Below are 24377 nucleotides of genomic sequence, written 5' to 3'. Positions count from 1 at the left end.
ATGAACGAGACCAGAACAGCGCGGGTCTACAACCAGCGGCACGTTCCAAGGAAGTACACGCCTGCGGGGCGGCGTGTGAGCGTCTACGTGTCGTGGAGCTATCCGGCCGAGGCGGGCCGGAACACGGCCGAGCTGGACAACCGGTTCTCCACCCTGACGGAGGTTCGCCGGGTGGCGTGGCCGGCCTACGAGGACCCGAAGTGGTCGGACCCCTATCGGTTCCAGCAGGGCATCGCAGGGTCGCTGGAGCTGTTCTTCTGGGCCTGGGTGCCGTTCCAGGACTTCGTCGAGGAGGTCACCGGGCATCCCGTCCCGGTCTACCAGCGCATCGACCAGGCCGGATTCCACACCCCGCTCGATGAGCGGGTGCTCGACGACACGGACGTCCTGTTCGTCTTCGGGCTGGATCACATGATCACCGGACAGGAAGCCGAGCCGGGGGAGATCGAGGCGCTGCAGGCCTTCCTCGCCCGGGACAACGCCCGCCTGGTCCTGGGCCCCCACCACGACGTCGGCGCGTCGGACGACCTGTCCGTGCGGGAGGTGGAGTACCGCCACCACGGCGATCCCCTGGTGCCGCGCCAGCAGCGGTTCGCCACCTACGTCCGAGATCTAATGAAGGGCCTAGGCGTGCCGGTCATCAACCGGTACGGGCTGCGTCCCGCCACCGGTCAGGACAACCGGATCGCCCCTTTGTCGACCGTCCCGGACCTGGACGAGAAGGGATGGCTGAACGGGGTCACGAACTTCAACCTCCACCCGCACCTGCCGCACTACGCAGTGACCAGTGATGATCCCAACGCCATCCACGTGCTGGCCCGGCAGCCGATCGACACCTCACGGCCCCATCCGTTCACCGACGACGGGAACACCGAGTTCAACATGTTCCTGCGGATGCCCCCCGACGGCGACCGCGCGGCAGACGTTCTGCTGGCCGACTCCACGATCTTCAGCACGCTCTTCGGCGCCGACGACAGCCTTCGGAACTTCTGGCGCAACCTCGTTACGTAGCGATGCGCAGGGAGGCCGACGTGAGCGCACCCACCCACGTCACACTCGAACTCGACGACATCCAGCGCGGGATCCTCAGTCCACGCCCCACCCCGTACGCGGCGACGTACCTGGCCTTCCGCATCGACGGCCGCGCCCATGGCCGGGAGCTGATGCGGCGGGCGAGCGCGGCGGCGACCTCCGCCGCCGACACCTCCAGCCCCCTGGGGGACACCTGGGTCAGTGTCGCCGTCACCTACTGGGGCCTGGAGACCCTCGGGGTGCCGCGCTCCTCGCTGGAGTCGTTCGCATGGGAGTTCCGGCAGGGCATGGCGGCCCGCGCACGGGCACTGCGCGACGAGGGCGCCAGCAGCCCACAGCGCTGGGAGGCACCGCTCGGTACGCGCGACGTCCATGTGGTGATCACGGCGATCGCACCCGACCCCCCTCGCCTCGAGGCGGCCCTCGACCGCGCCCGTCCCGCCTACGAGCTCCTGCCCGGCGTGACGGCCATCTGGAGGCAGGACTGCTACGCACTGCCCACCGAGAAGGAACACTTCGGCTACCTCGACGGCGTCAGCCATCCGGCCATCGAAGGCAGCGGCATCCCAGGGTCCAACACGCTGGAAGCACCTCTGAAGAGCGGCGAGTTCGTCCTCGGCTACCCCGATGAGCTCGGCGGTGTCCAGACGCCTCAGCCGGCCGTGCTCGGGCGCAACGGCAGCTATGCGGTCTTCCGTAAACTCCACCAGGACGTCGCCGCGTTCAGGCGCTATCTGAGGGACAACTCCACCGGCCCCGAGGACGAGGAGCTGATCGCCGCGAAGATCATGGGCCGCTGGCGCAGCGGAGCCCCTCTCGCGCTCGCCCCGCAGCACGACGACCCCACCCTCGGCACCGCCCCCCACCGTCGCAACACCTTCCTGTACGAGCAGGACGACCCGGCGGGATTCACCACGCCCGGTAGCTGCCACATCCGCCGGGCCAACCCGCGCGACGCCTCAGTGGCCGGGGAGGTACGGCTGCACCGCATGATCCGGCGCGGCGCCGTCTACGGACCGCCACTGCCGGAGGGGGCGCTGGAGGACGACGGAGCGGACCGCGGTCTGATGTTCGCGTTCATCGGCGCCCACGTGGGCCGGCAGTTCGAGTTCGTCCAGTCGCAGTGGATGAACGACGGCGTCTTCTTCGGGGCCGGCAACACGAAAGACCCCGTCGTCGGCGCCGCGGAAGGGGAGACCGGCTACACCATCCCCCGGCGGCCGGTGCGGCGCCGCCTGGCTCCGCTGCCCCGGTTCGTCGTCACCCGCGGGGGCGAGTACTGCTTCCTGCCGAGCCTGAGCGCCCTGCGCTGGCTCGGGGAACTCCACGACTGACCGGGCGGACAGGCGCCATGGACACTCTGCATCTCGTCCTCAACGCGGTCACCGTCATCTTCATCGCGGCCACCATGTTCGCCGCCGGCCTGCGAGCCACCATCCCGGCACTGCGCGGTGTCTTCGCCGACGTTCGGCTGCTGTTGCTGGCGCTGATCGCCAACATGGTGGTCATCCCGCTGCTCGGCTGGGGCATCGGTGCACTGTTCGGTCTTCCCTCGGCCGCCTTCATCGCCCTCGTCCTGGTCGCCTCGTCCCCGGGCGGCCCCTTCGGGGCGAAGCTGGCGACGGTGCAGCAGGGGGACGTCGTCGCGGGCGCGGCGATGCAGGTGCTGCTGGCCTCCCTCGGCAGCCTCACCTTTGCCCCCACCGCGAGCGCCATCCTCACCGCCGCCGACATTGGCACCAAGGTCTCCCTCGACGTCGGCGCGCTGGTGCGGACGGTGGCGCTGCTGCAACTCGTCCCGTTCGCCATCGGCCTGCTCCTGCGCCGCTACGCCGGACCCACGGCACAGGTATGGCACCCCACGGCAGCCGCCGTCTCCAACATCACGTTCCTGGTGGTGCTGGCGGGCATGCTGCTCGGCAGCTGGCATGACGTCGCCGACCTCTTCGGCTCACTCGCCCTGCTCGCCGGCTTCCTGCTCGCCGTCTTCGCCTTCGCCGTGGGAACCCTGCTGGCCACCGGCCCGATGATGCGCCGCACCACCATGGGAGGCGTCGCCTCGGTGCGCAACGCCGGCCCCGCCCTGGCCGCCATCGGTCTCGCCTTCGCCGACCAGCCCGATGTTCTGGGCGCACTCGCCGCGATCCTCCTCAGCGGCCTCGCGGCAGCCCTCCTCATCGCCACTTGGCTCAGCAGGCACAGGAAGGCCCCAGACGCCGCCCCTGGCAGGAGCTCAGGGTGAAGCAGCAGCCACTCGACAAGGCCCACGTCGGCTGCGATGCCCGGTCGAGCGCGGGCGTCCACCGTCAAACGTCAGCAGCCGAGCAGGTTCATGCGTCCTCGGTGGATCGCGCGGCCTCGTGGTCCGCAGCCCGCGGCCCCGGAACGGTGGCCGCGGCGAGGTTGAGGCGGGTGTCCATGTCGAGGTTCACCTCACCGTAGGGCCGGACGTTTGCTGCGGGCAGCGAAAATGGCGTTCGCGATGTTCACGGCAATGGCGCGGGCTGCCTCCGCCGAGAGATAGCGACGGCGTACGTAGCGCAGTTCGTCCTCGGTGTGACCGTGGCCGCCGGAGGCGACCGCCCTGATCCCCGTGTTCGTGCCGTAGGCGTAGATCACCGACAGCAGGCGCTCGGCCAGAACCTCCGCCGAGAGGCTGCCGCCGCCGGAGACGGAGGTGACCGCGTCCAGACAGCCCGTGCGCAGCACCGCTCTATCGCTTTGCGTTGCCCGGCTGGCCGGTCAGTCGAGGTCGGCGGATGCCAGGGCCACCGCGAGCACCAAGTACGGGACGGCTTCCAGGCACTGCTCGGCCATCAGGCTCGGGTCGGACGCCGTGCCCGCGTCAGCCAGCGCCAACAGCCCGGCACCGATCGCCGCGTCAACCGCCGCGTCCAGGATCTCGGCCGCCGCGAACTCCCCGCACGCCACCAGCTCACGCACCAGGGCGACATCCTTCGCCGGATCGCCGCGCCACAGCTCGGCGACCTCGCCGCCGGCGCCCGCCAGGTCGATGACCGCGCTCTGTTCCGCGGGCGGCAGCGGCACGGGTAGACGACCGGCAGGGGATCCACCACGACCGCCTCCTGCCCGGGCGGGGCGTCCGCGACCGGCTGGTACAGCGCCTGCGCCGCCGCGGCGCAGGCCCCGACCGTGGTGGTCAGAGCGGCGATCAGCCGGGCATGGCGACGTCGGCGCGTGGGCAGGTCCAGACGGGCGGGAATCGCGGTCACCCCCGCACTATGCCGCGCCGCACCTGCCCGCGACTTCCGTTCCCCTGAACATCGTGCTGTCGGCGGGCGGTTGACCGTGGTTCTGGATAACTTTCCGTGCCAGAGCCACAGAGCGTCACCGGAACCGCGATCATGAACGGTCGTGACTGCTGTGACGCCTCATGGACAGCCAGAGCAATCGGTTGTCCCTTGAACGCCACCCCAAGGCAGAATCAGCGCATGGCAACTTGAAGAGCACCGGCCGGACGGAAGTCCTGGCGCAAGAGGGGAAACGGCTGGTCCGTCCGCGACGGTGACCGCTGGATCTGCGTCGTGTGCCATGAACCTGTCCGCTCCTACCAGTACCGCTTCCATCCGCCGGAGTCCTCCAGTTTCGAGCGTTGCATCGGGCTTGCCTGGTGCTCGGGGTGCCGGATCTACTCGGGCAACATGGTCTACGTTCCTCGCAAGCGCGTCCTGGTCGACGCCCTTGCCTCGCTGCCTGCCGATGACCGCGACCAGTTGCTCCGGAAGGAGGCCGCGCTGGTCGACTATCTCGACAGCCGAGGACTCGGCCAGCGCTGACCGGAGCCCCCATCCTGGGCCGTCGTGCTCGGCGCCATCACCGTCCAGCTCCGATCCGTGACCCTCCGCGCACCACGACCAGCGGTTTCAGGTGTGGAGGACGCGCTTGCGCAGGAGGTCGAAGTTGGCACGTCCGAACATCTGCCGCTTCAGCATTTTGATCTTGTTGTTGTGGCCCTCGACCGCGCCGGAGCTGTAGCTCAAGGTCAGGCCGGCGACGACCGCATCGAGGTCCTGCAGGAGACCGGTGGCGAAGCTGCGAAGGGCCCGGGACGTGGTCCTGCTGGACGCGTGTGATCCAGTCCTTGAGCTCTCGCCCGCGGCGGTCGTTCATCAGCTCGGCGAAGGCCCTGACGTGCTCGGCGGTGGTGGCCAGCACTGGGACTCGGGCGAGGACCTCCTTGAGCTGACGGCCGTCTTCGTAAGCTCCCCGAGTGCGGCCATATACGACGCATTCTGTGGCCACGGGTTTCCCCGGGTACGGCCAGATATTTCTCCCCGCTCGTCCCTTGTAGTCCCGCTCGGCGACGCTGGAGCGGGTGAAGAACAGCGAGGAGATCATGGAGATCCTGGAGGCTTACGACCTCACCGGGAGTTACCGCGCCGCGGCCGAGCTGGCCGGATGCGACCACCACACCGTTGCCCGATACGTGAAGATGCGGGCCGCCGGCCAGCAACCGGACCGGCGCCGGCACCGGACCCGGCAGATCGACGACTACCTGCCGAAGATCGAGGAGCTGGTGGTCCGCTCCCAGGGCAAGATCCGCGCGGACGTGGTCCACAAGAGGATCACCGCGATGGGCTTCACCGGCGGGAACGCACCACCCGCCGCACCGTCGCCGAGGCGAAAGCCCAGTTCAGGTCCGGTCGGCGGAGGGTCTACCGGCCGTGGGTGACCGAGCCTGGGCTCTGGCTCCAATATGATTTCGGCGAGGGCCCGGTGATCAAGGGCCGCAAGACCACGCTGTTCTGCGCGTGGCTGGCCTGGTCCCGCTTCCGCGTCGTCATCCCGATCTGGGACAAGACCCTCCCGACGGTGACCGCCTGCCTGGACACCACCTTCCGCAGGATCGGCGGCATCCCGGCCTACGTGCTGACCGACAACGAGAAGACGGTCACGACCGGCCACATCGCCGGAATCGCGATCCGCAACCCTGATGTCGTCGAGGTCGCCCGCCACTACGGCACGACCATACGCACCTGCGTTCCCGCAGACCCGGAGAGCAAGGGCGGCTCGGAGTCCACGGTGAAGATCGCGAAAGCCGATCTCGTGCCGAAGGACGTCAACCTGCGCGAGCACTACCAGACCTTCGGCGAGCTGGAGGCAGCCTGCCGCCAGTTCGGCGAGGAGGTCAACTCCCGCGTCCACAAGGCAACCCGGCGCAAGCCCGCCGAGCGGCTGGCCGAGGAACAGCAGCGGCTGCACCCGCTGCCGAAGAGCCCGTTCACCGCGGCGTTCGGCACCACCCGCCGGGTCGCCTGGGACTCGACGATCTCCGTCGAAGCGGTCCGCTACTCGGTCCCGCACCAGCTGATCGACACCCGGGTCTGGGGCCGCTTCCACGGCGACGAGCTGATCGTGACCGCCGTCGACGAGCACGGGCCGGCCCGCGAGGTCGTCCGCCACCTGCGCGGACAGCCCGGCTCCCCGGTCCTGGACGACGCCCACTACCCGCCCCGCGAGGACAAGACCGCGGACCGGACCCCGCGCGCGACCAGCACGGAGGAGGCCGCGTTCCTAGCCCTCGGCCCTGGGGCGGCATCCTGGCTGGTCGAAACCGCAGCCGCCGGCGTCCGCAGGATCAAGACGAAGATGGCCGAGGCCGTCGCCCTGGCGAAGCTGCACTCCGCACCGGATGTCGACCGGGCTCTTGGCACCGCCACGGTCACCGGCCGGTTCGCCGACGCGGACTTGCTGTCCATCCTCGACTACCAGGCCGTCCACGAGCACACCGAGCCGACCCGCCGCAGCGAGGACCACTCCCTGCAGCCCGGCACCGGTGCCTGGTCCTCCTTCGGCCGCACCCCCACCGACATCCCCGAGTTCGACGAAAGCGATCTGCCCTGATGGCCGCCCCTCTCCGCACCGTTCCCGGCACCAACGGCGACCCGCTCGCCGAGGCCATAGAGCTCACCCGCCGCCTCAAACTCCCGCACATCCGACGCTCGTTGACGGACATGTCGGCGACGGCTCAAAACGGGTTCTGGATCACTTTCCGTGCTGATCTGACCACCCGTCACCAGCAGTGACCGGGCCGGGTGCCGGTCACGCGGCGAGGAGCACACGCTTGCGCAGGAGATCCAGGCCCGCCCGGCCGAACATCTGTCGCTTCAGCATCTTGATCCGGTTCACCTGCCCCTCCACCGCACCCGAACTGAACGGCAGACTCAACCCCGCCACCACCGCCCCAAGATCAGAACCGATCCCGTTCACGAATGACACCAATGACTTGTGATCACTTTCGATGCTCTCCAGCCGGGACGGCATCACGTGCGTAATGATCACCGCCGTGAACGGCCTGGATGCTGCGGTGCCAGATCACGTCGGGTCCACAGCCGCATGAGCGCCGGTTGGCCGACTCGGCAATCGGTGGCCGACGGATGGTCGTGGAGCTGCAGGTCCGGCGCTTCCGCTGTTCCACGATGTCGTGTCCCCGAGCGACATTCGTTGAGCAGGTCAACGGCCTCACCTTCCGCCACGGGCGGCGGAGCCTGCGGCTGCACACGATCCTGCAGGCGGTGGCGCTGATGCTGGCCGGCCGAGCCGGTGCCCGCCTGTCTGATGTGATCAGCTCGAAGGTCAGCCGCTCAACCCTGTTGCGACTGATCCGCGCGATGCCCGACCCGCAGGCAACCACGCCACGGGTACTCGGAGTTGACGACTTCGCCCTGCGCAAAGGACACGTCTACGGGACCGTGCTGATCGACATCGAGACCCGCCGTCCCGTCGACCTGCTGCCCGACCGAGAGGCCGCCACCCTGGCCCGCTGGCTGACCGAGCACCCCGGAGTCGAGGTCATCTGCCGCGACCGCGCCACCGGCTACGCCGAAGGCGCCCGCCTCGGCGCACCGAACGCGGTCCAAGTCGCAGACCGCTGGCACCTGTTCCACAACCTCACCGAAGCCGTGGAACGCTGCGTCACCCGACACTCCACCCAACTGCGCGAACCCGCCCACGTCCCCACCCCCGAGGAATCCGCGGCAGCCCTCGCCGAACTGGAGAAGATCACCACGACAGCGAAGGCGGACCGGGGCGCCCACCGTTATGCGGACCGCACCCGCGAAGGGCACTGGCCCGGATCATCCGATCCGATTCGATCATCGTTGACGATATCGGCCTACTGCCGGTCTCTGAGGACGCCGCCGAGGGCTTCTACCGGCTGGTCGATGCCGCCTACGAGCGGCGCTCGATCGCGGTTTCGAGCAACCTTCATCCCTCGGGATTCGACGAGATCATGCCCAAGACCCTGGCCACCGCCACCGTCGACCGCGGCGGAGCTCGGGTCCAGGAGGCGGTTGCAGTGTAGGTGGACGTAGCTGTCGCAGAGGTCGAGGAGCGGGCGGCCGAGCAGTGCGCGCCGGTGTAGGTCGGTGAGCCGGGCGGCGGCGGGGGCCAGGATACGGCGGCGTTCGGCGAGGACGTCGGCGACGGGCGGTGGCGGCGGGGCGCTCAGCAGTGCGCAGAACTCGGCCTTGCGCGCGCGAAATTCGGCACCGGCGAGGTGGGCGTGGCGGGCCCGGCGGCGGTAGAGGCGCAGCCGGGCCCGTTCGTCCAGGCCGACGCCCGCCGGTAGGTCGTCGATGCTGAGCAGGGCGAGCGCGGTGTCGTCAAGCGGCGGCCGGCCGGTGTGGCGCAGGGCCAGCAGATCGAGGACGGCGTGGCTGTCGGCTGTGTAGAGCTCCTCGGTGGCGTCCATGCCGGTGAGGCCGCCGTAGCGTTCGACCTCGCGGTCGTAGACGTCGAAACCGAACCGGGTCAGGTGCCCGTCGGCGAGGAGGCCTGCGGCCCAGTCGCCGAGGGCCGGGACGAGCAGGGCGAGGTCGCCGCGCAGGCGCAGCCGCAGGTGGGGGTCGGGGTCGGCGTAACGGAGGAAGAAACGGCGGTCACTGTGGTGCGCCAGGTCGGCGACGAGGTCGCGGACGGCGCCGGCGAGCAGGGCGTCCTCCTCCTGCCGGTCGCCGTAGAGCTTGAGGTAGGTCCACTCGCTGCCCGGGGGCCGGAGGCGGTCGGCCGGGGCGACGGGCGCGGGGCACGGGCGGTGGCTGCTGGACGCGGACGCGGACCAGGCACTGGAGTCCCTGGACCTGCGCGGCCTGCCCAGGCCCCCCTCAAACCTCAAGGGGGTTTCACGGTTTCCGTACGGTGGGCGGGAGACCGGCGGACCGGCCGGCGGCGGCGGGCGGACGGCCCCGCCGCGAACGCGTCCGCCGCCGACGTCTTGCCAGCGGACCGGCCCCCTCCCTACCGTCGAATGGCGCAAGCTGACAGGCCGTCTCACAACCCGTCGTGCCACCCCCACGAAGGAGCGACGATGTCCAGGACAGGTTCCCGGCGCCGACTCGGCGTCCGATCCCTCCGCACCCTCGCGGTCGCGCTCGGCCTGCTCGCCCCGGCCGCCGCCACCAGCAGCGCCGCCCCCGGAGCCATCCCGGCGCTACGGGAGGTGATGTTCGTCGGCAACAACTGGGACGGCACCGCCGACGTGATCGAATCCTCCGGCGCCCTCAGTAAGGTCGGACGGATCGACGTCATCCCCGACAAGGACCAGCGGCTCGCCGAGATCTACCTCAACCCCGTCAAGCTCGGCTACTTCCTCGGCATCAGGCTCGGCCCTGGTGAGGGCCACGACCAGTTCGTCGACGACATGTACAGCACGCCGGACGGCACCGCGGTTGTCGTCTCCCGGCCCAGCTTCGCCGACGTGGTCTCCCTCGACCTCGCCACCGGGCGGGTCAACTGGCGCTTCCCCGTGGCGGGTTACCGCGCCGACCACATGGCGCTCTCGCCCGATGGCACCCGGGTGGCGGTCTCCGCCTCCACCGCCAACACCGTGCACGTCCTGGACGTCCGTACCGGCGCCGAACTCGGCTCGTTCCACACCGGGGACAAGCCGCACGAGAACATCTTCACCAACGGCGGCCGGCAGCTGTGGAACATGTCCATCGGCAACGTCGAAACCGCCCTGGACGCGCCCTGGCTGGACTGGACGAAAGGCGACCGGCACATCACCGTCGTCGATGCAGCCACCCTCACCCCGATCCGCGAGATCGACATGCGCAAGCGCCTCGACGACGCCGGCCTCGGCGGCCTCTCCAACGCCGTCCGGCCCGCCGTCTTCTCCCCGGACGGCACCCGGCTCTACTTCCAGGTGTCCTTCTTCAACGGATTCCTGGAGTACGACGTGGCCGCCGACCGGATCACCCGGGTGAAGACCCTCCCGGTCGACCCGGCCGCCAGTACCGACCGCACCACCTGGCCCAACGACTCCCGCCACCACGGCCTGTCGATGAGCCCGTCGGGCGACCGGATCTGCGTCGCGGGCACCGTGGACGACTACGCGACGGTGGTCGACCGCGCCACCCTCCAGGAGGGGCCGCTGGTGCCCGCGTCCAAACCGTACTGGGCGACGGTGAGCGGGGACGGCAAGTCCTGCCTGATCTCGGAGAGCGGCGCGGACCAGGTCACCGCCATCGACTTCGCGACCGGGCGCAAGACCGCCTCGGTCGCCGTCGGCCGCCACCCCCAGCGTGTCCGCCTTGGCCACGTCCCCGCCGGCTGGACCGGCCCCACGAGGCCGTAGCGCGCCGAGCCCGTGGCGGAGCGTCGGTCCTCTTCGGCGTGGCGGCGCGTTTGTCCCGGGCCCTGGTGGCTCCAGGCCGTCCGGAGCTGACGTGCTCAGGCGCCGTGGTGGGAGTGTGCGATCGCGCGGATCTCGGCGCGTACGGCGGCGGCTTCGGTGCCGGTCAGGTGCGCAACCTCCTCCGCTGGCAGCGTGAGAGCGTGGTGCAGGAGCACGATGTCCTGCTGCCGGGGAGTGAGGTGGGCCAGGGGGCGCAGAGGGCCCGGGCCTGCGAGGAGGCAGACGCGGTGGCGCAGGGCCTGCCAGGCGAAGGCGCGAGGGTTCGCGGTGCCGACGGCGTGGGTCCGTTCGGAGGTGAGGTAGTCCTGGGTGGCACGCAAGGCGAGGTCGGCGTCGGCAGGGGCAAGAAGCAGGTCGGCGTAGTCGCGGTAGCGAGGTTGGTGAAGGTCGTAGAGGGCTTGCAGACCGAGGTCGTGGTGGGGTCGGCGCTGGCCGGCGGGGGAGGTGGTGGGTTTTGGCGGGGTCGTGGGGCAGGGCGAGGCGGCAGGCGGATACCGGCGGCGGACTCCGCAGAGTGCCACGACCAGGCTTCCGGCGTAGCAACCGGGGTCTACCCTGGCCGAGGGCCAGGAGTGACGGACTGTCGGACAGCCCCCCGGGCCTCCGCATCTCAATTAGTGACCGGGAGATACTCCCCCACCGGGTGAGCCCCCTCGCCCTGCGCCGTCTGCTGGACCACCGCGTCGCCGCCGTCCTGCGTGAACTGCTCGGTGAGGAGCCGCTGGCAGCCCAGAGCATGTTCTACTTCAAGCCGCCGGGGGCCCGGGGCCAGGCGTTGCACCAGGACGACTTCTACCTCCGCGTCGAGCCCGGCACCTGTGTCGCCGCCTGGCTGGCGATCGACCGGGCCGACCGGGCCAACGGCGGACTGGAAGTCGTGCCCGGGACACACCGCATGGACCTGTTCTGCCCCGAGGACGCCGACGGCACCGCCTCCTTCACCCGCGAATACGTGCCGCCACCGCCGGGCCTGTCGCGCCACCCGGTCGACATGGACCCCGGGGACGTGCTGTTCTTCAACGGCAGTCTGGTGCACGGCTCGCAGCCCAACACCACAGCCGACCGGTTCAGGCGCAGCTTCATCTGCCACTACACCGGACGCTCGACCGAGCGCATCTCGACGTGGTACCCGACCCTGACGATGGGCGGGGAGCCGGTCGAACTGCCCGCATCGACGGCCGGCGGCCCCTGCGGCACCGAGGAATCGGGCCCGCACTGACGCCGGGCTACCCCCACGCTCACCCTCGTCGGGGGAGGTTGCTCGGACGAGCCCGATCGGCCGGACGAGTAGTCCGCCGCGGAGTGGCGCGCGTCTGACGGCGCCACCGTCGAACGCCGCAAGGAGCCCGGCCCGCAGGAATCAGGCGGTTCGCGGTGTGAGGGTGGGGAAGGGCCGTCCGTCGAGCGTCCAGTGCGGGTCGGGCGCGATTCCCAGGGCGGCGTAGACGTGGGCGGCGACATCGGCGTGGTGGAGGCTGTCCGGCCTGGTGGAGGGGGTGAGGCCGGGACCGCTCGCGGCTATCCAGGCGGTGCGCTCCAGCGGGCTCCGGCCGCCGTGGCCGCCTTCGTCGCGGTGGCCGTGGTCGGTCACCGCGATGACGGTCCACTCCTCGGCCCGGGCGTCGGGCCGCTCGCGCAGGGCGGTGAGGAGCTGTCCGAGGCGTCGGTCGGCGGTCTCGATCGCGCGGCGGTACTCGGGGCCGCAGCCGAGGAAGTGGGCGGTCTCGTCGACCGCGCCGAGGTAGACGAAGGAGGCGTCCAGGTCCTCGCCGGAGATGAGTGCCCGTACGGCTTCGGCGGTCACGCTCCGGTCGCACTCCTCCCAGGCCTGCGGGGAGTCCTCGCGCGGGGCGATGTAGGCGAGCCGGCTCGGGGCCGCGAAGACCGGGCCGCCCTGCCGGGCCAGGAACAGGGGTTCCCAGCCGCCGGCGGCGAAGGTCCGCAGCCCGTGTTCGGTGGCGAGCCGGGTGGTGAAGTCGGGGAACACCCCGAGCCGGTTTCCGGTGAAGTTGTTGCCCCAGACGCCGTGCTTGGCCACGCCGACGCCGGTGACGATCGTGGTCCAGCAGGGGCCCGACATGGTCGGGGTGCTGTCGTCGACGTGGACGGGCGCGAGGAAGCCGGCGTTCGCGAGCCCGTCGAGGTGCGGGGTGTCCAGCAGCGGCAGCAGGTCGAGGCGGACGCCGTCGATGCCGACGACCAGGACGCGGGGCGTGGCCATGTGCGCGGGTCCTTCGTGAGGAGGGTGGCGAAGGGTCAGATCGTCCGGCGCAGCCGGATCAGGCGGCTGGCGTAGTCGCCGGCGGGCAGCCGGAGGTCGATGCCCCGCCGGGTCAGGACGGCACCGCTGTGGGTGGTGCCCTCGTCGACGTCGAGGTAGCGGGCCGCCGGGTCCAGGGCCGGCAGGGCGAGGCCGGCGGGCTGGTGGCCGAACCGGGTCGCGGGGCGCCAGGCGAGGACGGCGTGTTCGGCGCCGTCCTGGGACGCGTAGTGCACGGCCGTCACTCCTCCGGGGCCCGTCAGGCGGTGCTGGCGGCCGTGCTGGACCAGGGGGCGGATCTCCTTGTAGCGGGCGACGAATGCGGCGGCCTCGTCGAGGTCCTCCTCGGACCAGGCGGTGAGGTCCGCGCCGAGGCCGAGCGCGCCGGCCATGGCGACGTGGAAGCGGAACCGCAGAGGGGTGGTGCGGCCGGTGGCGAGGTTGGGGCTGTCGGTCACCCAGGCGGCCATGGTCTGGGCGGGAAAGAGCTGGCTGAAGCCGTGTTGGATGCCGATCCGGTCGACGGGGTCGGTGTTGTCGGAGGTCCAGACCTGGTCGGTGCGGGCGAGGATGCCGAGGTCGGCCCGTCCGCCGCCGCCCGCGCAGGCCTCGATGCGCAGGCCCGGATGGTCGGTGCGGAGGCGGTCCATGATCCGGTGGACGGCACGGGTGTGGTCGATCCAGAGCCGGTCGGGGTCCGGGTGGCCGGCCCAGCCGGCTTCGGTGACGACCCGGTTGGCGTCCCACTTGAGCCAGTTGATGTCGTTCTCGCGCACCAGTTGGTCCAGGGTGCGGTGGGCCCAGGCCTCGACGTCGGGGCGGGCGAAGTTCAGCATGAGCTGGTTGCGCAGCTCGGTGGCGTCCCGGGTGGGGGCGTGGACGACCCAGTCGGGGTGGGCGCGGTGGAGCTCGCTGTCGCGGTTGACCATTTCCGGCTCGACCCACAGTCCGAAGGCCATGCCCAGGCGGTGAACCTCGTCGGCCAGTGGGCGCAGCCCGTCCGGGAACGCCTCGGGCCGGGGTTTCCAGTCGCCGAGGCCGGCGCGGTCACTGGTACGGCCGCCGAACCAGCCGTCGTCGAGGACGAAGAGTTCGGCGCCCAGGCGGGCGGCCAGTCGGGCCAGGCGCAGCTGGCCGGCCTGGTCGACGTCGAATCCGGTGGCCTCCCACGAGTTGTAGACGACGGGTCGGTCACGCTCGGGGTCGGGCAGGACGGCGGTGCGCAGGTGGGTGTGCCAGGCGCGGCTGGCGCCGCCGAAGCCGCCGCGGGTGTGGAGGCCGGCGAAGACGGGGGTGTGCAGGCTCTCGCCGGGCCCGAGGGTCCAGGTGAGTCCCTCGTGGCCGAAGCCGCCGGTCCAGGTGGTCCGGCCGACCGGGTCGCGGTGCACGGTGATGCGCCAGCTTCCGCTCCAGGCCAGGGCGGTGCTCCAGACCTCGCCGTGTTCCTCGTCGGCGGTGCCGTCGTCGAGGGCGAGCCAGGGGTTGGCGTGGTGGCTGGTGACGCCGCGTCGGCTGGTGAGCACGGTCTCGGCGACCGGGAGCCGGTCGCGGTGCAGCTGGAACTCGCTGTTCCAGCCGCCCACGAGGTGGCTGAGCCGGTAGTCGGGCAGGGCCGGCGTCGTCCAGGAGGCCGAGTCCAGCCGGTCGACGCTGATCGGGCCCGCGTCGTCGGCACCGGTGTGGGTGAGTTCCACCCATCGTTCGATGACGTCGCTGTCGGGGCGGACGCGGTAGCAGAGCTCGGCGGCCAGCGGGTAGCGGCGGTCCGCCAGGCGCAGGCGCAGCTCCCCGCCGTGGACCGTGTGCCCGCTGAAGGACCACTGTGCGCCGCGGGTGCCGTCGGCGAATCGCACCTGGAGGCCGGCGGGCCCGAACCGCGCACCGGTCTGCGGGGCCAGCTCGTCCGGTGCGGGGTCTGCCTCGAAGCTGCTCGCGGCGGGTGAGGCGGCCGCCGGCAGTCCACCGAGGGCGTCGGTGTCGAGCGGTGCCCCCCAGTGCAGATGCCGGGGGCTGCCGTCAGCGCCGATGCGTACGGCGTAGACGCTGTTCGGGGTCCGTAGGACCGCCAGCCCGCGGGCGGGGTCGAAGGAAGCGGATGAGGGCGTGGTGGGCACAGGAGGTCCTGAGGGGTGTCGAGCGACGCTGGGGGTCGGACGCGGACCGGAAGCGGCCGGTCGCCATGGTGAACGACGATGGAAACGCCCGGAGTTGGGCCAGAGCGTAGGACCGCCCGGAAGGGAAATCAATACTGGACGAAGTTATTTATTTACCGGTAGGTTGCGGCCGTGTTTCCAAACCACTCGCGGCCACTGGTCACCGCACCGGCCGAAACCGCCGTCCTCGCCCTGCTGCTGGCCGAGAGCCCGCTCAGCCGGGTGGAGCTGGCCCGCCGGACGGGCCTGTCCTCGACCGCGGTGACCAAGGCCGCGCGACCACTCATCGACGACGGCTACCTGCACGAACTCCCCCCGGAGCGCACCGCTCCGGGGGCCGGACGTCCCGTCAACCCGCTCGCCGTCACTCCCGACCGGGAGTTCTTCGTCGGTGTGAAGATCAGTGCCGACACCCTCTTCGGCACGGTCTGCGATCTGCGGGCCCGGATGCGTACCACCGCCGTCCGGCCGCTGGGCGAGCGCGACCCTGCCGCCGTGTGCGCGCTGCTGACCGACCTCGTCGGTGAACTCCTCGACGCGAGACCCGAGTACCGGGCCCGCACCCGGCACCTGGGCATCGCGGTCTCCGGCGACGTGGACCGCCCCAGGGGGCGCGTCCGCTACTCCGTGCTCCCCGGCTGGCGCGACGTGCCGCTGGCGGAGACCGTCGCCGCGGCGACCGGTCTGATCGTCACCGTGGAGAACGACGTCAAGGCCCTCACCGCCGCCGAGCACTGGTACGGGGAGGGCATCGGCACCGAGTACTTCGCGCTGGTCACGATCGGAGCCGGGATCGGCTCGGGGATCGTCGTCAACGGTGAGCTGGTCACCGGCGCGTACGGGGTCGCCGGCGAGATGGGGCACATCAGCATCGACCCGGTCGGGCCGCGGTGCCACTGCGGCCAGGTCGGCTGCGTCGAGGCCGTCGCCTCCAGCGACGCCATCCTCGCCACCGTCCGCCGCTCCACCGACGACCCGGACCTCGACTTCGACGGTGCCGTCCAGCTCGCCCGCGGCGGAGAACCCGCCGCCCGCGACGCCTTCGCCCGGGCCGGCCGCGCGATCGGCACCGGCATCGCCACCCTGGTCAACCTGCTCGGCCCCGAGCGCGTCGTCGTCACCGGCGAAGGACTCGACACCTACGACCTCTTCGGAACGCACATCAAGGAGGCCTACGCCGCACACTGCTTCAAGGCGGCGGCGAGGTGCCCGCTGACCCTGCGTCCACTCTCCTGGGAGGAGTGGGCCCGCGGAGCCGCCGTCGTCGGCATCCAGGCCCTCCTGCCCTGAAGGCCCCTGGCGAACCGCCACCACGCCGCCCCGGGCAACCGGGGATCCGCCGATCACCAACCCGAGCCTCCGGCACGACCGATGTCCGGCACCGCCTGCCAGCCGTGAACGTCGGACACCGGCCACGCCGGACAACCACCCACACCCCCACACCCTCAGCCTGGAGGATGCGAAGTGAGCGCACAGACATCCCAGCTTAGCCGCAGAGGATTCCTCGGCGGATCCGTCCTGTTCGTCGCCGGAGCAGCGGTCGGCTGCACCAGCAACCCGACCGGCGGGGCCTCCGGCGGGGCGAAGACCACCCTGAACGTCTGGTCCCACGCCTACGGCGAGGCCGGCACCCAGCAGGCCCTCACCCGCTACGCGGCCGCGTTCACCAAGGCCAACCCGGACATCGCGGTCAAGGTCACCTGGACCCCGGGCGACTACGCCGGCAAGCTCAGCGCGACCCTGCTCACCGACGCGGCCCCGGACGTCTTCGAGATCGGCGACTTCAACGACGGCCTCGCCTGGCACGGCCAGATAGCCCCGCTGGACGACCTCTACGGCAGCGCCAAGTCGGACTTCAACCAGGGCGACCTCGACACGGCGACCGTCGACGGCAAGCTCTACGGCGTCAAGATGATCGACGACGTCATGATGCTCTACTACCGCAAGAGCGCGCTGTCCAAGGCCGGCATCACCCCGCCCGCCACCTTCGACGCGCTCGTCGCCGCGGCCAAGGCCCTGACCACCAAGAACACCAAGGGCCTGTTCCTCGGCAACGACGGCCTGGGCGACAGCGCCATCATGGCGGTGTGGTCCAACGGCGGCGACCTGGTAGCCGACGGCAAGGCCGTCTTCGGCTCCCCGCAGGCCGCCGAGGCCGTGGCCGGCCTCAAGCGTCTTCACGACGACCAGTCCCTGCTGCTCGGCTTCACCACCGACTGGTGGGATCCCGCCGCCCTCGTGCAGAACGTCACCCCGATGCAGTGGGGCGGCCTCTGGTCGATGCCCGCCATCAGGACCGCGCTCGGCGACGACTTCGGCGTCCTGCCCTGGCCCGCCTACCGGCCAGGCGGCACGCCCGTCGTGCGCGTCGGCGGCTGGACCAGCTGCGTCAACGCCAAGGGCAAGAACGTCGACGCGGCCAAGAAGTTCGTCCAGTGGCTCTGGATCCAGCAGACCGACCTGCAGAAGGACTGGGCGGAGAGCTACGGCTTCCACATTCCGCCGCGCAAGTCCGTCGCCGCCTCCGCTGACAAGGTCGCCCAGGGCACCGCCAAGGAGACGGTCGAACTGGCCGCCACGTACGGCCGGCACAACCCCGGCACCTGGAACAGCGCGGTGAGCTCCCTGTTCAGCGCCGCCGCGTCGAAGATCGTCAGCGGGCAGGGGGATGCGTCCTCGCTCCTGGCCGACGCGGCCAGGCAGGCCCAGAGCGAGATCGACAAGCAGCGCGCCTGATGAAGCCCGTAGCCTCGACCACGCTGCCCGACGAGCGTGCCCGGCGCCCCACGGCCCGGCCGCAGGGCGCCCCCACCCGCCGGCCCCGCACGGACTGGCGTGCCTGGGGAGCGTTCGCACTCCTCGCCGGGCCCCTGCTGATCGGCGTGGGCGTCTTCAAGTACGTCGCGATCGGCTGGAGCTTCCTGCTCAGCCTCAGCGAGGCCCGCGGCACCATCGCCCTGGGCCACTGGGTCGGCCTGGACAACTACCAGGCGCTGCTCTCCGACGCCGTGTTCCGCACATCGCTCGTCCAGATCCTGTTGTTCACGCTGTTCATCGTGCCGGTGACGTTCGCCGCCTCGCTGGGACTCGCGCTGCTGGTGCACAGGATCCGGCGCGGCCGGGCCCTGCTGCGCACCGCCTTCCTGATCCCGGCCGCCGTCTCCTACGTCGCGGCGTCCCTGGTGTGGAAGATGTGCCTGTTCAACGGTCTGCCGGCCGGGATCGCCAACACCATCGGCGGATGGTTCGGCATGTCCGCCGTCCCGTGGCTGCAGACCACGTCGCCGCCGCTGTACTGGGTCGTCCTCGTCACCCTCCGCCTCTGGCTCCAGGTCGGCTTCTACATGGTGCTCTTCCTGGCAGGCCTCCAGGGCATCCCCAAGGAGATCCACGAGGCCGCCGCACTCGACGGCGCCACCGGCCTGCGCCTGCTGCGCAGGATCACCCTGCCGATGCTGCGCAACACCTCGGTGGCCGTCCTGATGCTGCAGTTCATCGCCGCCTTCCAGGCGTTCGACGAGTTCTACAACCTGTTCAACAGCGGGCTGTCCGGGGCGTCGACGGCCCCGGTCCGAACCCCGCTGGTCTATCTCTACGACACCGCGATGGGCGCCCAGAACTACGGTCTCGGATCGGCCGGAGCCTTCGTGCTCACCGCCCTCATCGTCGGGGTGACCCTGCTCCAGGGCCGGGTCACCGGCTTCGGCAAGGGTGAGGAGTGAGTGGAATGAGAAGCACGCGAGAGCTGTCGCAGGTAGTTCGCCGGTGCGCGCGGGGGGTGCTGGCGGGCCTGCTGACGGCAGTGTTCCTGGCCCCCTTCTACCTGATGCTGCGCAACGCGCTGATGGACTCCCGGGGCCTGACGTCACCGCAGTGGACCTGGTGGCCGTCGGCCATGCACTGGGAGAACTTCAGCTCGCTCTTCAGCGACCCCGCCCTGCACATGGGCCAGGCCCTCGGCAACTCGCTGCTGATCGCCGTGATCACCGCCCCGGTGTCGACGATCCTCGCCTCGGCCGCCGGATACGCCCTCGCGCGGATACCGGTGCCCGGACGCGGCGTCCTGCTCGCCCTGGTGGTGGCCACGCTGATGATCCCCGGCTCGGTGACGTTCGTGCCCACCTTCGTCCTCGTGGGCTCCATGGGCGGGGTCAACACGCTGTGGGGAATCATCGCACCCGGGCTGTTCAACCCCTTCGCCGTCCTGCTCTTCCGCAACTTCTACCTCCAGTTCCCCACCGAGATCGAGGAAGCGGGACGCCTGGACGGGCTCGGCTGGTTCGGCCTCTACCGCCGGATCGCGTTGCCGTCGTCCGGAGCGATGCTGGCCTCGCTCGGCGCGCTCGCCTTCATCGACAGCTGGAACTCCTTCCTGTGGCCGCTCGTCATCGGCCAGGACCCGTCCGCGTGGACGGCCCAGATCGCCCTGTCGACCTTCCTCACCTCACAGACCATCAACCTGCCCGGACTGTTCGCCGGAGCCGTCGTGACCATCACACCGCTGGTGGCCATGTTCCTGGTCGCCCAGCGCTACATCGTCGAAGGCATCGCCACCAGCGGACTCAAGGGCTGAGCCGCCCCCGGTCCGCCCCCCGTGACTCCGGACCGTCCGATCCGGGCCGCACCACCTGAAGATCCGAGGCCCCACCCCCACCCCTGGAGGGGAAACCATGAGGTCAGACAGTTCGCCTCCCACCGTCCGAAGCCCCTTCGCCCGAATCCTGCCCGCCGCGGCCGCCGCGGTGACCCTCGCCCTCGGGGGAACGTCCGCCTCCGCCGCAGCGCCCCCCACCACCGCCTCGACCACCGCGTCCGTCATGACGGGGACGCAGCTCGCGGCTTCATGGACCGGTCCGCTGAGCACCCGGGGCCGGTACGTCGTCGACGCCAACGGCGACCGCTTCAAGCTGAAGGCCGGCAACTGGGCCGGCGCCCAGGGCACCTGGGAGGGCAGCGGGGACGTCAACGATCCGGCCAACAACCAGGCGGGACAGGTGTCGCACAACATCCCGCTGGGCCTGGACCGGACACCGCTGACGCAGATCCTGGCCGACTTCCACGGCCTGGGCCTCAACAGCATGCGGCTGCCCTTCGCCAACGCGCTGATCCACGACACCAGCACCGTGCCGGACGCGGCGGTGGCCGCCAACCCGCAACTGAAGGGCAAGACCCCGCTGCAGGTCTACGACGCGGTGGTTGCCGCGCTGACCGCCGACGGCTTCGCGGTCATCCTCAACAACCACACCACCACCTACCGCTTCTGCTGCGGCCTGGACGGCAACGAGCGGTGGAACAGCAGCCAGTCCACCGAGCAGTGGGAGGCGGACTGGCTGTTCATGGTGCAGCGGTACCGGACGAACAAGCGTGTCGTGGGCGCGGACCTGCGCAACGAGGTCCGCCGTGACACCTGGGACAACCCCAACTGGGGCTGGGGCGACTCCCACGACGAGTACGCCGCCTTCGAGGAGGCGGGCAACCGGATCCTGGCTGCCGACCCCGACATGCTGGTCATCATGGAGGGCATCAACTGGTCCGGGATCCCGACCGCGATCACCTGGCACGAACGGCCGATGCTCACCCCGGTGCGCACCCTCTCGAACACGCTGGTCCGGTCGGACAAGCTCGTCTACGCGGCCCACTTCTACGCCTACACCGGGCCCTCCAACACCGGGGCGGAGAGCGGCCCGGGCTCCACCAGCGACCCCCGCTACCAGGACTTCACCCCCGAGCAGCTCGCCCAGGTCGTCAACGACGAGGCACTGTTCGTCACCCAGTCCGGCCAGCACTTCACCGCGCCGGTGTGGGTCAGCGAGTTCGGCGCGGCAGGCCGCGGCTCGACCAACGCCAAGGAGCAGGCCTGGTTCCACAACTTCACCGACATCCTGGTGAAGAACGACACCGACTTCGCCCAGTGGCCGGTCGTCGGCTGGAGCGACGCCAACGGAAACCCGCAGGACAACTGGGCACTGCTCTCCTACGACGCCACCGGCAAGCGGCTCGGCCTGGGCGACCCCGGCGACTGGCGGGCCGCCGACTGGAACAAGCTGATCAACGCGCCGAGCCTCACCGGCCCGGTGGCACCGGTCACACACTGGAACATGCTCGACCTCGACTTCGGCGACCAGAACGTCTCCACCCGCATGCTCGCCCAGGGCGACTGGTCCAACGGCAACCGCAAGGGCAACTGCCCCGACACCGAGCGCCTGGTCGGCCTCGGCCGCGGCGACAGCCGCGGCCTGTGCACCGACGCCGGCCAGCCCGCCGCCGGAGCCGGCGACTGGGTGACCGTCACCGACGAACGCTACGTCACCCACGGCGACTGGGCCCCGGGCTACAACAAGCTCCAGTGCCCCGACAACACCTACGCCGTCGGCTACAGCGCCCACAGCAACGCGATGTCCGCCCTGCTCTGTGCGCCGGCCGCAGCTCCGCTGCCGACCACCGGGCGCAACGCCTGGTTCGACCACGGCGACAACCGCCCCGCCACCGGCGGCTCCACCGCCAGCGACTGGGCACCCGGCTACTACAAAGGCCAGTGCGCCGACAAGGAGTACCTCGCCGGCGTGGCCTACACCTGGAAGTGGAACCACGGCGGAGTCCCCGACACCCTGCTCTGCCGCCCGCTGAGCTGACCTGACAACCGTCTCGATCGCAAGGAGCACCACGGCAATGCCACGACTGGAGATCGCCGCAGACGGCTTCCGTCTCGACGACCGACCGCTGCGGATCATCTCCGGCGGGTTGCACTACTTCCGCGTCCATCCGGAGCAGTGGGCCGACCGGCTCCGCAAGGCGCGCCTGATGGGGCTGAACACGGTCGAGACCTATGTCCCCTGGAACCTCCACGCGCCCCGGCGCGGGGAGTTCCGGCTGGACGCAGGTCTCGACCTGCCCCGATTCCTCGACCTCGCCGCCGCCGAAGGCCTGCACGTGCTGCTCCGCCCCGGCCCGTACATCTGCGCCGAGTGGGAGGGCGGAGGCCTGCCCTCCTGGCTGCTCGTCGACGAGGACATCGAACTGCGCAGCCGCGACCCGCGCTACCTGGAGGCGGTCGACGCCTACCTCGGCGCCCTGCTACCGCCCGTTCTCCCGTATCTCTCCACCCGCGGCGGCCCGATCCTCGCCGTCCAGCTGGAGAACGAGTACGGCGCGTACGGCGACGACTCCGGTTACCTCGAGGACCTGGCGGAGATGCTGGACCGACACGGAGTCAACGTGCCGCTGTTCACCTGTGATCAGCCCTCCGACCTGGCACGCGGCGGCCTCGACGGCGTCCTGCGCACCGTCAACCTCGGCAGCCGGGTGGACGCCGGGCTCGCCGAACTGCGCACGCAACAGCCGTCCGGGCCGCTGATGTGCAGCGAGTTCTGGATCGGCTGGTTCGACCGTTGGGGCGGCACCCATGTCACCCGCAGCGCCGCCGACGCCGCGGCGGACCTCGACCGGCTGCTCGCGGCCGGCGCCTCGGTGAACATCTACATGTTCCACGGCGGCACCAACTTCGGCTTCACCAACGGCGCCAACGACAAGGGCACGTACCGCCCCACCGTCACGTCGTACGACTACGACGCGCCGCTGGACGAGGCCGGCGACACCACCCCCAAGTACACCGCCTTCCGCGAGGTGATCGCCAGGTACGCTCCCGTCCCCGCGGAGCCGGCACCCGGGCCCGCCCCCAAGCTCGCCCCGACCACCGTCGAACTCACCACCTGTGCGAGCCTGCTGGACCAGCGCGAGCGGCTCGGCGACGCGGTGCACGCCGACCGACCGCAGACCATGGAACAGCTCGGCCAGTCCTTCGGCTTCGCCCTCTACGAGACGGCACTCCCGGCGGCCGGACCGGCCGTCCTGCACATCGCCGAGGTACAGGACCGCGCCCAGGTCTTCGTCGACGGCCAGCCGGTCGGCGTCCTGGAACGCGAGAGCCACGAGCACACGCTCTCCTTCCACGCCCCCCGCCGGGGCGCGCGGCTGTCCGTACTGGTGGAGAACCAGGGCAGGGTCAACTACGGCCAGGGCATGCACGACCGCAAGGGGCTGCTCGGCGAGGTCGCCGTCAACGGGCGGGCCCCGGAGAGCTGGGACAGCCGGCCGCTGCCGCTCGACGAGCTGGGCGGACTGTCCTTCACCGCGTTCGAGTCCGCCGCGCCCCCGGTCGGCCCGGCCTTCCACCGCGGACATCTGGACATCGAACAGTCGGCCGACGGCTTCATCGCCCTGGACGGCTGGACCAAGGGCCAGGTCTGGATCAACGACTTCGCGCTCGGCCGGTACTGGTCCCGGGGCCCGCAGACCACGCTCTACGTCCCCGCACCGGTCCTGAAGGCCGGCCGGAACGAGATCACCGTGCTCGAATTGCACGGCTCCACCACCCGCACGGTCGAACTGCGGGGCACCGCCGACCTGGGCCCCACCGAGGACTGAGGCGCACACACCACGGACTCAACTGCCTCCCACGCCCGTCCGAGCAACCACACCGCCGGCCGGGCGAGTGGGCGAGGCGGCGGAGTCGTGGACCAGGTCGGTCGGGTTCTCGACGTCGAGGGACGGCATCGGCGCGGGCGACGAGGTGGCGGCCGCGGGGGGAGGAGTCGCGGTGTGGGGCGGCGCCGTGACGGCGGTGGTGGGAGCCGTGGTCGGGCTGGCGGGCTGGTCGTCGCCGCCCATGTCCGCGTCGCAGGCCGAGGCGGTTCCGAGCGCGGCGAGGATGAGGACGACGATTCCCACGGCTCTGTGTCGGTGCATGCGGTGGGATCTCCCGATTCTGGCGGACGGTGTGGCCGTGAGACGACCTCCCTGCGCAATCGGTTCCGTCGGCGCGGCCCCAACCCTCCCCGGTCGGCGATGCCTTGACCACCAACTGTCGGCCGACACTCCGTTCTCCTGAACTGATTTCACAGAATTGGCTTTAATCATTCGTTATGCCGATTCCCTTCCCAGTGTGCCATTGCACCGGCCAGGCTTCGGTCTGCTCAAGTCGGGGCGCTCGACCGCGCATCCCGGACGCCCAGGGGAGGACGCACCCGTGCCGAACAGGAACCGGACAACCTGCCTTCAAGTACGACTAGACCCACCGACACTCGCAGAAGGGCTCTGCCCCGTATCCGGTGGTAACGAAGGGTGACGGTCGTCGTTGGCATGGCATGCGCGATGTCAACGAGCTTGTGAGTTTGGTGTTTTCAGAGGGCGTTCTGCGAGTCTTGGGTGGTTCTCGTAGTCCTTGAAGGCAGGTTGTCCGGTTCCGGTGCTTCACGGCGGGCCGTCGGCGCGGTGT

At 70.6% G+C, this 24377-nt stretch carries 19 protein-coding genes and 6 pseudogenes; 16 read left to right on the top strand and 9 right to left on the bottom strand.

Going from position 1 to position 24377, the window contains the following annotated elements; all coding sequences use genetic code 11:
• Genes ACWDBE_RS25155 through ACWDBE_RS25145 form a run of 3 tightly spaced genes read left to right on the top strand, consistent with a single transcriptional unit; the run spans position 1 to position 3274 of the window.
• Positions 1-1011, top strand: coding sequence for a hypothetical protein (locus tag ACWDBE_RS25155; RefSeq protein ID WP_449809127.1), 1011 nt, complete (start codon positions 1-3; stop codon positions 1009-1011).
• Between the two features lie 20 nt (positions 1012-1031).
• On the top strand, positions 1032-2366 hold the full coding sequence (locus ACWDBE_RS25150; protein WP_449809126.1) for a Dyp-type peroxidase: 1335 nt from the start codon (positions 1032-1034) through the stop codon (positions 2364-2366).
• A 17-nt stretch (positions 2367-2383) separates the two neighbouring features.
• The gene (locus ACWDBE_RS25145) at positions 2384-3274 is read left to right on the top strand and encodes a bile acid:sodium symporter family protein (RefSeq protein ID WP_449809125.1); all 891 of its coding nucleotides are present in this window, start codon (positions 2384-2386) and stop codon (positions 3272-3274) included.
• Positions 3275-3465: 191 nt separating this feature from the next.
• Here ACWDBE_RS25145 and ACWDBE_RS25140 read toward each other — a convergent pair whose 3' ends face one another.
• Both ACWDBE_RS25140 and ACWDBE_RS25135 read right to left on the bottom strand, forming a co-directional pair.
• On the bottom strand, positions 3466-3741 hold the full coding sequence (locus ACWDBE_RS25140) for a Tn3 family transposase (protein WP_449809124.1): 276 nt from the start codon (positions 3739-3741) through the stop codon (positions 3466-3468).
• 33 nt (positions 3742-3774) lie between these two features.
• Positions 3775-4080: a hypothetical protein gene (locus tag ACWDBE_RS25135; protein ID WP_449809123.1), complete on the bottom strand. Its 306-nt coding sequence runs from the start codon at positions 4078-4080 to the stop codon at positions 3775-3777.
• 497 nt (positions 4081-4577) lie between these two features.
• Between ACWDBE_RS25135 and ACWDBE_RS25130 the strand changes: the two genes are divergently transcribed.
• On the top strand, positions 4578-4829 hold the full coding sequence (locus tag ACWDBE_RS25130) for a hypothetical protein (protein WP_449809122.1): 252 nt from the start codon (positions 4578-4580) through the stop codon (positions 4827-4829).
• Between the two features lie 87 nt (positions 4830-4916).
• Here the strand turns inward: ACWDBE_RS25130 and ACWDBE_RS25125 are convergent.
• Positions 4917-5048: pseudogene (locus ACWDBE_RS25125) on the bottom strand (transposase); the annotation flags it as partial.
• A 320-nt stretch (positions 5049-5368) separates the two neighbouring features.
• Between ACWDBE_RS25125 and istA the strand changes: the two are divergent.
• Together istA and ACWDBE_RS25115 are read left to right on the top strand one after the other, a co-directional pair.
• Positions 5369-6880: pseudogene (gene istA, locus ACWDBE_RS25120) on the top strand (IS21 family transposase); the annotation flags it as partial.
• A 16-nt stretch (positions 6881-6896) separates the two neighbouring features.
• Positions 6897-7079 (top strand): hypothetical protein, encoded by a 183-nt coding sequence (locus ACWDBE_RS25115; RefSeq protein WP_449809224.1) that lies wholly within the window; start codon positions 6897-6899, stop codon positions 7077-7079.
• 16 nt (positions 7080-7095) lie between these two features.
• Here the strand turns inward: ACWDBE_RS25115 and ACWDBE_RS25110 are convergent, their stop codons facing one another.
• Positions 7096-7320, bottom strand: a complete 225-nt coding sequence (locus ACWDBE_RS25110) for a hypothetical protein (protein WP_449809223.1) — start codon at positions 7318-7320, stop codon at positions 7096-7098.
• A gap of 32 nt (positions 7321-7352) precedes the next feature.
• Between ACWDBE_RS25110 and ACWDBE_RS25105 the strand changes: the two are divergent.
• Together ACWDBE_RS25105 and ACWDBE_RS25100 are read left to right on the top strand one after the other, a co-directional pair.
• A pseudogene (locus ACWDBE_RS25105) lies at positions 7353-7970 on the top strand (ISL3 family transposase); the annotation flags it as partial.
• Positions 7971-8113: 143 nt separating this feature from the next.
• Positions 8114-8320 (top strand): annotated as a pseudogene (locus tag ACWDBE_RS25100) (ATP-binding protein); the annotation flags it as partial.
• Between the two features lie 21 nt (positions 8321-8341).
• Here the strand turns inward: ACWDBE_RS25100 and ACWDBE_RS25095 are convergent.
• Positions 8342-9328 (bottom strand): annotated as a pseudogene (locus tag ACWDBE_RS25095) (thiopeptide-type bacteriocin biosynthesis protein); the annotation flags it as partial.
• Positions 9329-9361: 33 nt separating this feature from the next.
• Between ACWDBE_RS25095 and ACWDBE_RS25090 the strand changes: the two are divergent.
• The gene (locus tag ACWDBE_RS25090; RefSeq protein WP_449809121.1) at positions 9362-10630 is read left to right on the top strand and encodes a YncE family protein; all 1269 of its coding nucleotides are present in this window, start codon (positions 9362-9364) and stop codon (positions 10628-10630) included.
• 95 nt (positions 10631-10725) lie between these two features.
• Here the strand turns inward: ACWDBE_RS25090 and ACWDBE_RS25085 are convergent, their stop codons facing one another.
• Positions 10726-11211 (bottom strand): hypothetical protein, encoded by a 486-nt coding sequence (locus ACWDBE_RS25085; protein ID WP_449809120.1) that lies wholly within the window; start codon positions 11209-11211, stop codon positions 10726-10728.
• A gap of 101 nt (positions 11212-11312) precedes the next feature.
• Between ACWDBE_RS25085 and ACWDBE_RS25080 the strand changes: the two are divergent.
• Positions 11313-11909: pseudogene (locus ACWDBE_RS25080) on the top strand (phytanoyl-CoA dioxygenase family protein); the annotation flags it as partial.
• Between the two features lie 141 nt (positions 11910-12050).
• Here ACWDBE_RS25080 and ACWDBE_RS25075 read toward each other — a convergent pair.
• The gene (locus ACWDBE_RS25075; RefSeq protein WP_449809119.1) at positions 12051-12911 is read right to left on the bottom strand and encodes an alkaline phosphatase family protein; all 861 of its coding nucleotides are present in this window, start codon (positions 12909-12911) and stop codon (positions 12051-12053) included.
• A gap of 35 nt (positions 12912-12946) precedes the next feature.
• A complete protein-coding gene (locus ACWDBE_RS25070; protein WP_449809118.1) occupies positions 12947-15064 on the bottom strand; it encodes an alpha-galactosidase in 2118 nt (705 codons plus the stop codon).
• A 171-nt stretch (positions 15065-15235) separates the two neighbouring features.
• Between ACWDBE_RS25070 and ACWDBE_RS25065 the strand changes: the two genes are divergently transcribed.
• The 6 genes from ACWDBE_RS25065 (at position 15236) to ACWDBE_RS25040 (ending at position 23527) form a co-directional block, all read left to right on the top strand.
• The gene (locus ACWDBE_RS25065; protein WP_449809117.1) at positions 15236-16393 is read left to right on the top strand and encodes an ROK family protein; all 1158 of its coding nucleotides are present in this window, start codon (positions 15236-15238) and stop codon (positions 16391-16393) included.
• A 174-nt stretch (positions 16394-16567) separates the two neighbouring features.
• Positions 16568-17839: an ABC transporter substrate-binding protein gene (locus ACWDBE_RS25060; RefSeq protein ID WP_449809116.1), complete on the top strand. Its 1272-nt coding sequence runs from the start codon at positions 16568-16570 to the stop codon at positions 17837-17839.
• Positions 17839-18825: a carbohydrate ABC transporter permease gene (locus ACWDBE_RS25055; protein WP_449809115.1), complete on the top strand. Its 987-nt coding sequence runs from the start codon at positions 17839-17841 to the stop codon at positions 18823-18825. Before ACWDBE_RS25060 ends, ACWDBE_RS25055 begins: the two co-directional genes overlap by 1 nt.
• A gap of 5 nt (positions 18826-18830) precedes the next feature.
• Entirely contained in the window at positions 18831-19676 is an 846-nt protein-coding gene (locus tag ACWDBE_RS25050) for a carbohydrate ABC transporter permease (protein ID WP_449809114.1), read from the top strand.
• Positions 19677-19773: 97 nt separating this feature from the next.
• On the top strand, positions 19774-21735 hold the full coding sequence (locus tag ACWDBE_RS25045; protein WP_449809113.1) for a glycoside hydrolase family 5 protein: 1962 nt from the start codon (positions 19774-19776) through the stop codon (positions 21733-21735).
• Between the two features lie 37 nt (positions 21736-21772).
• Positions 21773-23527, top strand: coding sequence for a beta-galactosidase (locus tag ACWDBE_RS25040; protein WP_449809112.1), 1755 nt, complete (start codon positions 21773-21775; stop codon positions 23525-23527).
• A gap of 18 nt (positions 23528-23545) precedes the next feature.
• Here the strand turns inward: ACWDBE_RS25040 and ACWDBE_RS25035 are convergent, their stop codons facing one another.
• The gene (locus ACWDBE_RS25035) at positions 23546-23848 is read right to left on the bottom strand and encodes a hypothetical protein (RefSeq protein ID WP_449809111.1); all 303 of its coding nucleotides are present in this window, start codon (positions 23846-23848) and stop codon (positions 23546-23548) included.
• Between the last annotated feature and the right edge of the window lie 529 nt (positions 23849-24377).

The organism is Kitasatospora sp. NPDC001132, assembly GCF_053598415.1.
This window is presented reverse-complemented; position numbering and strand designations above follow the sequence as displayed.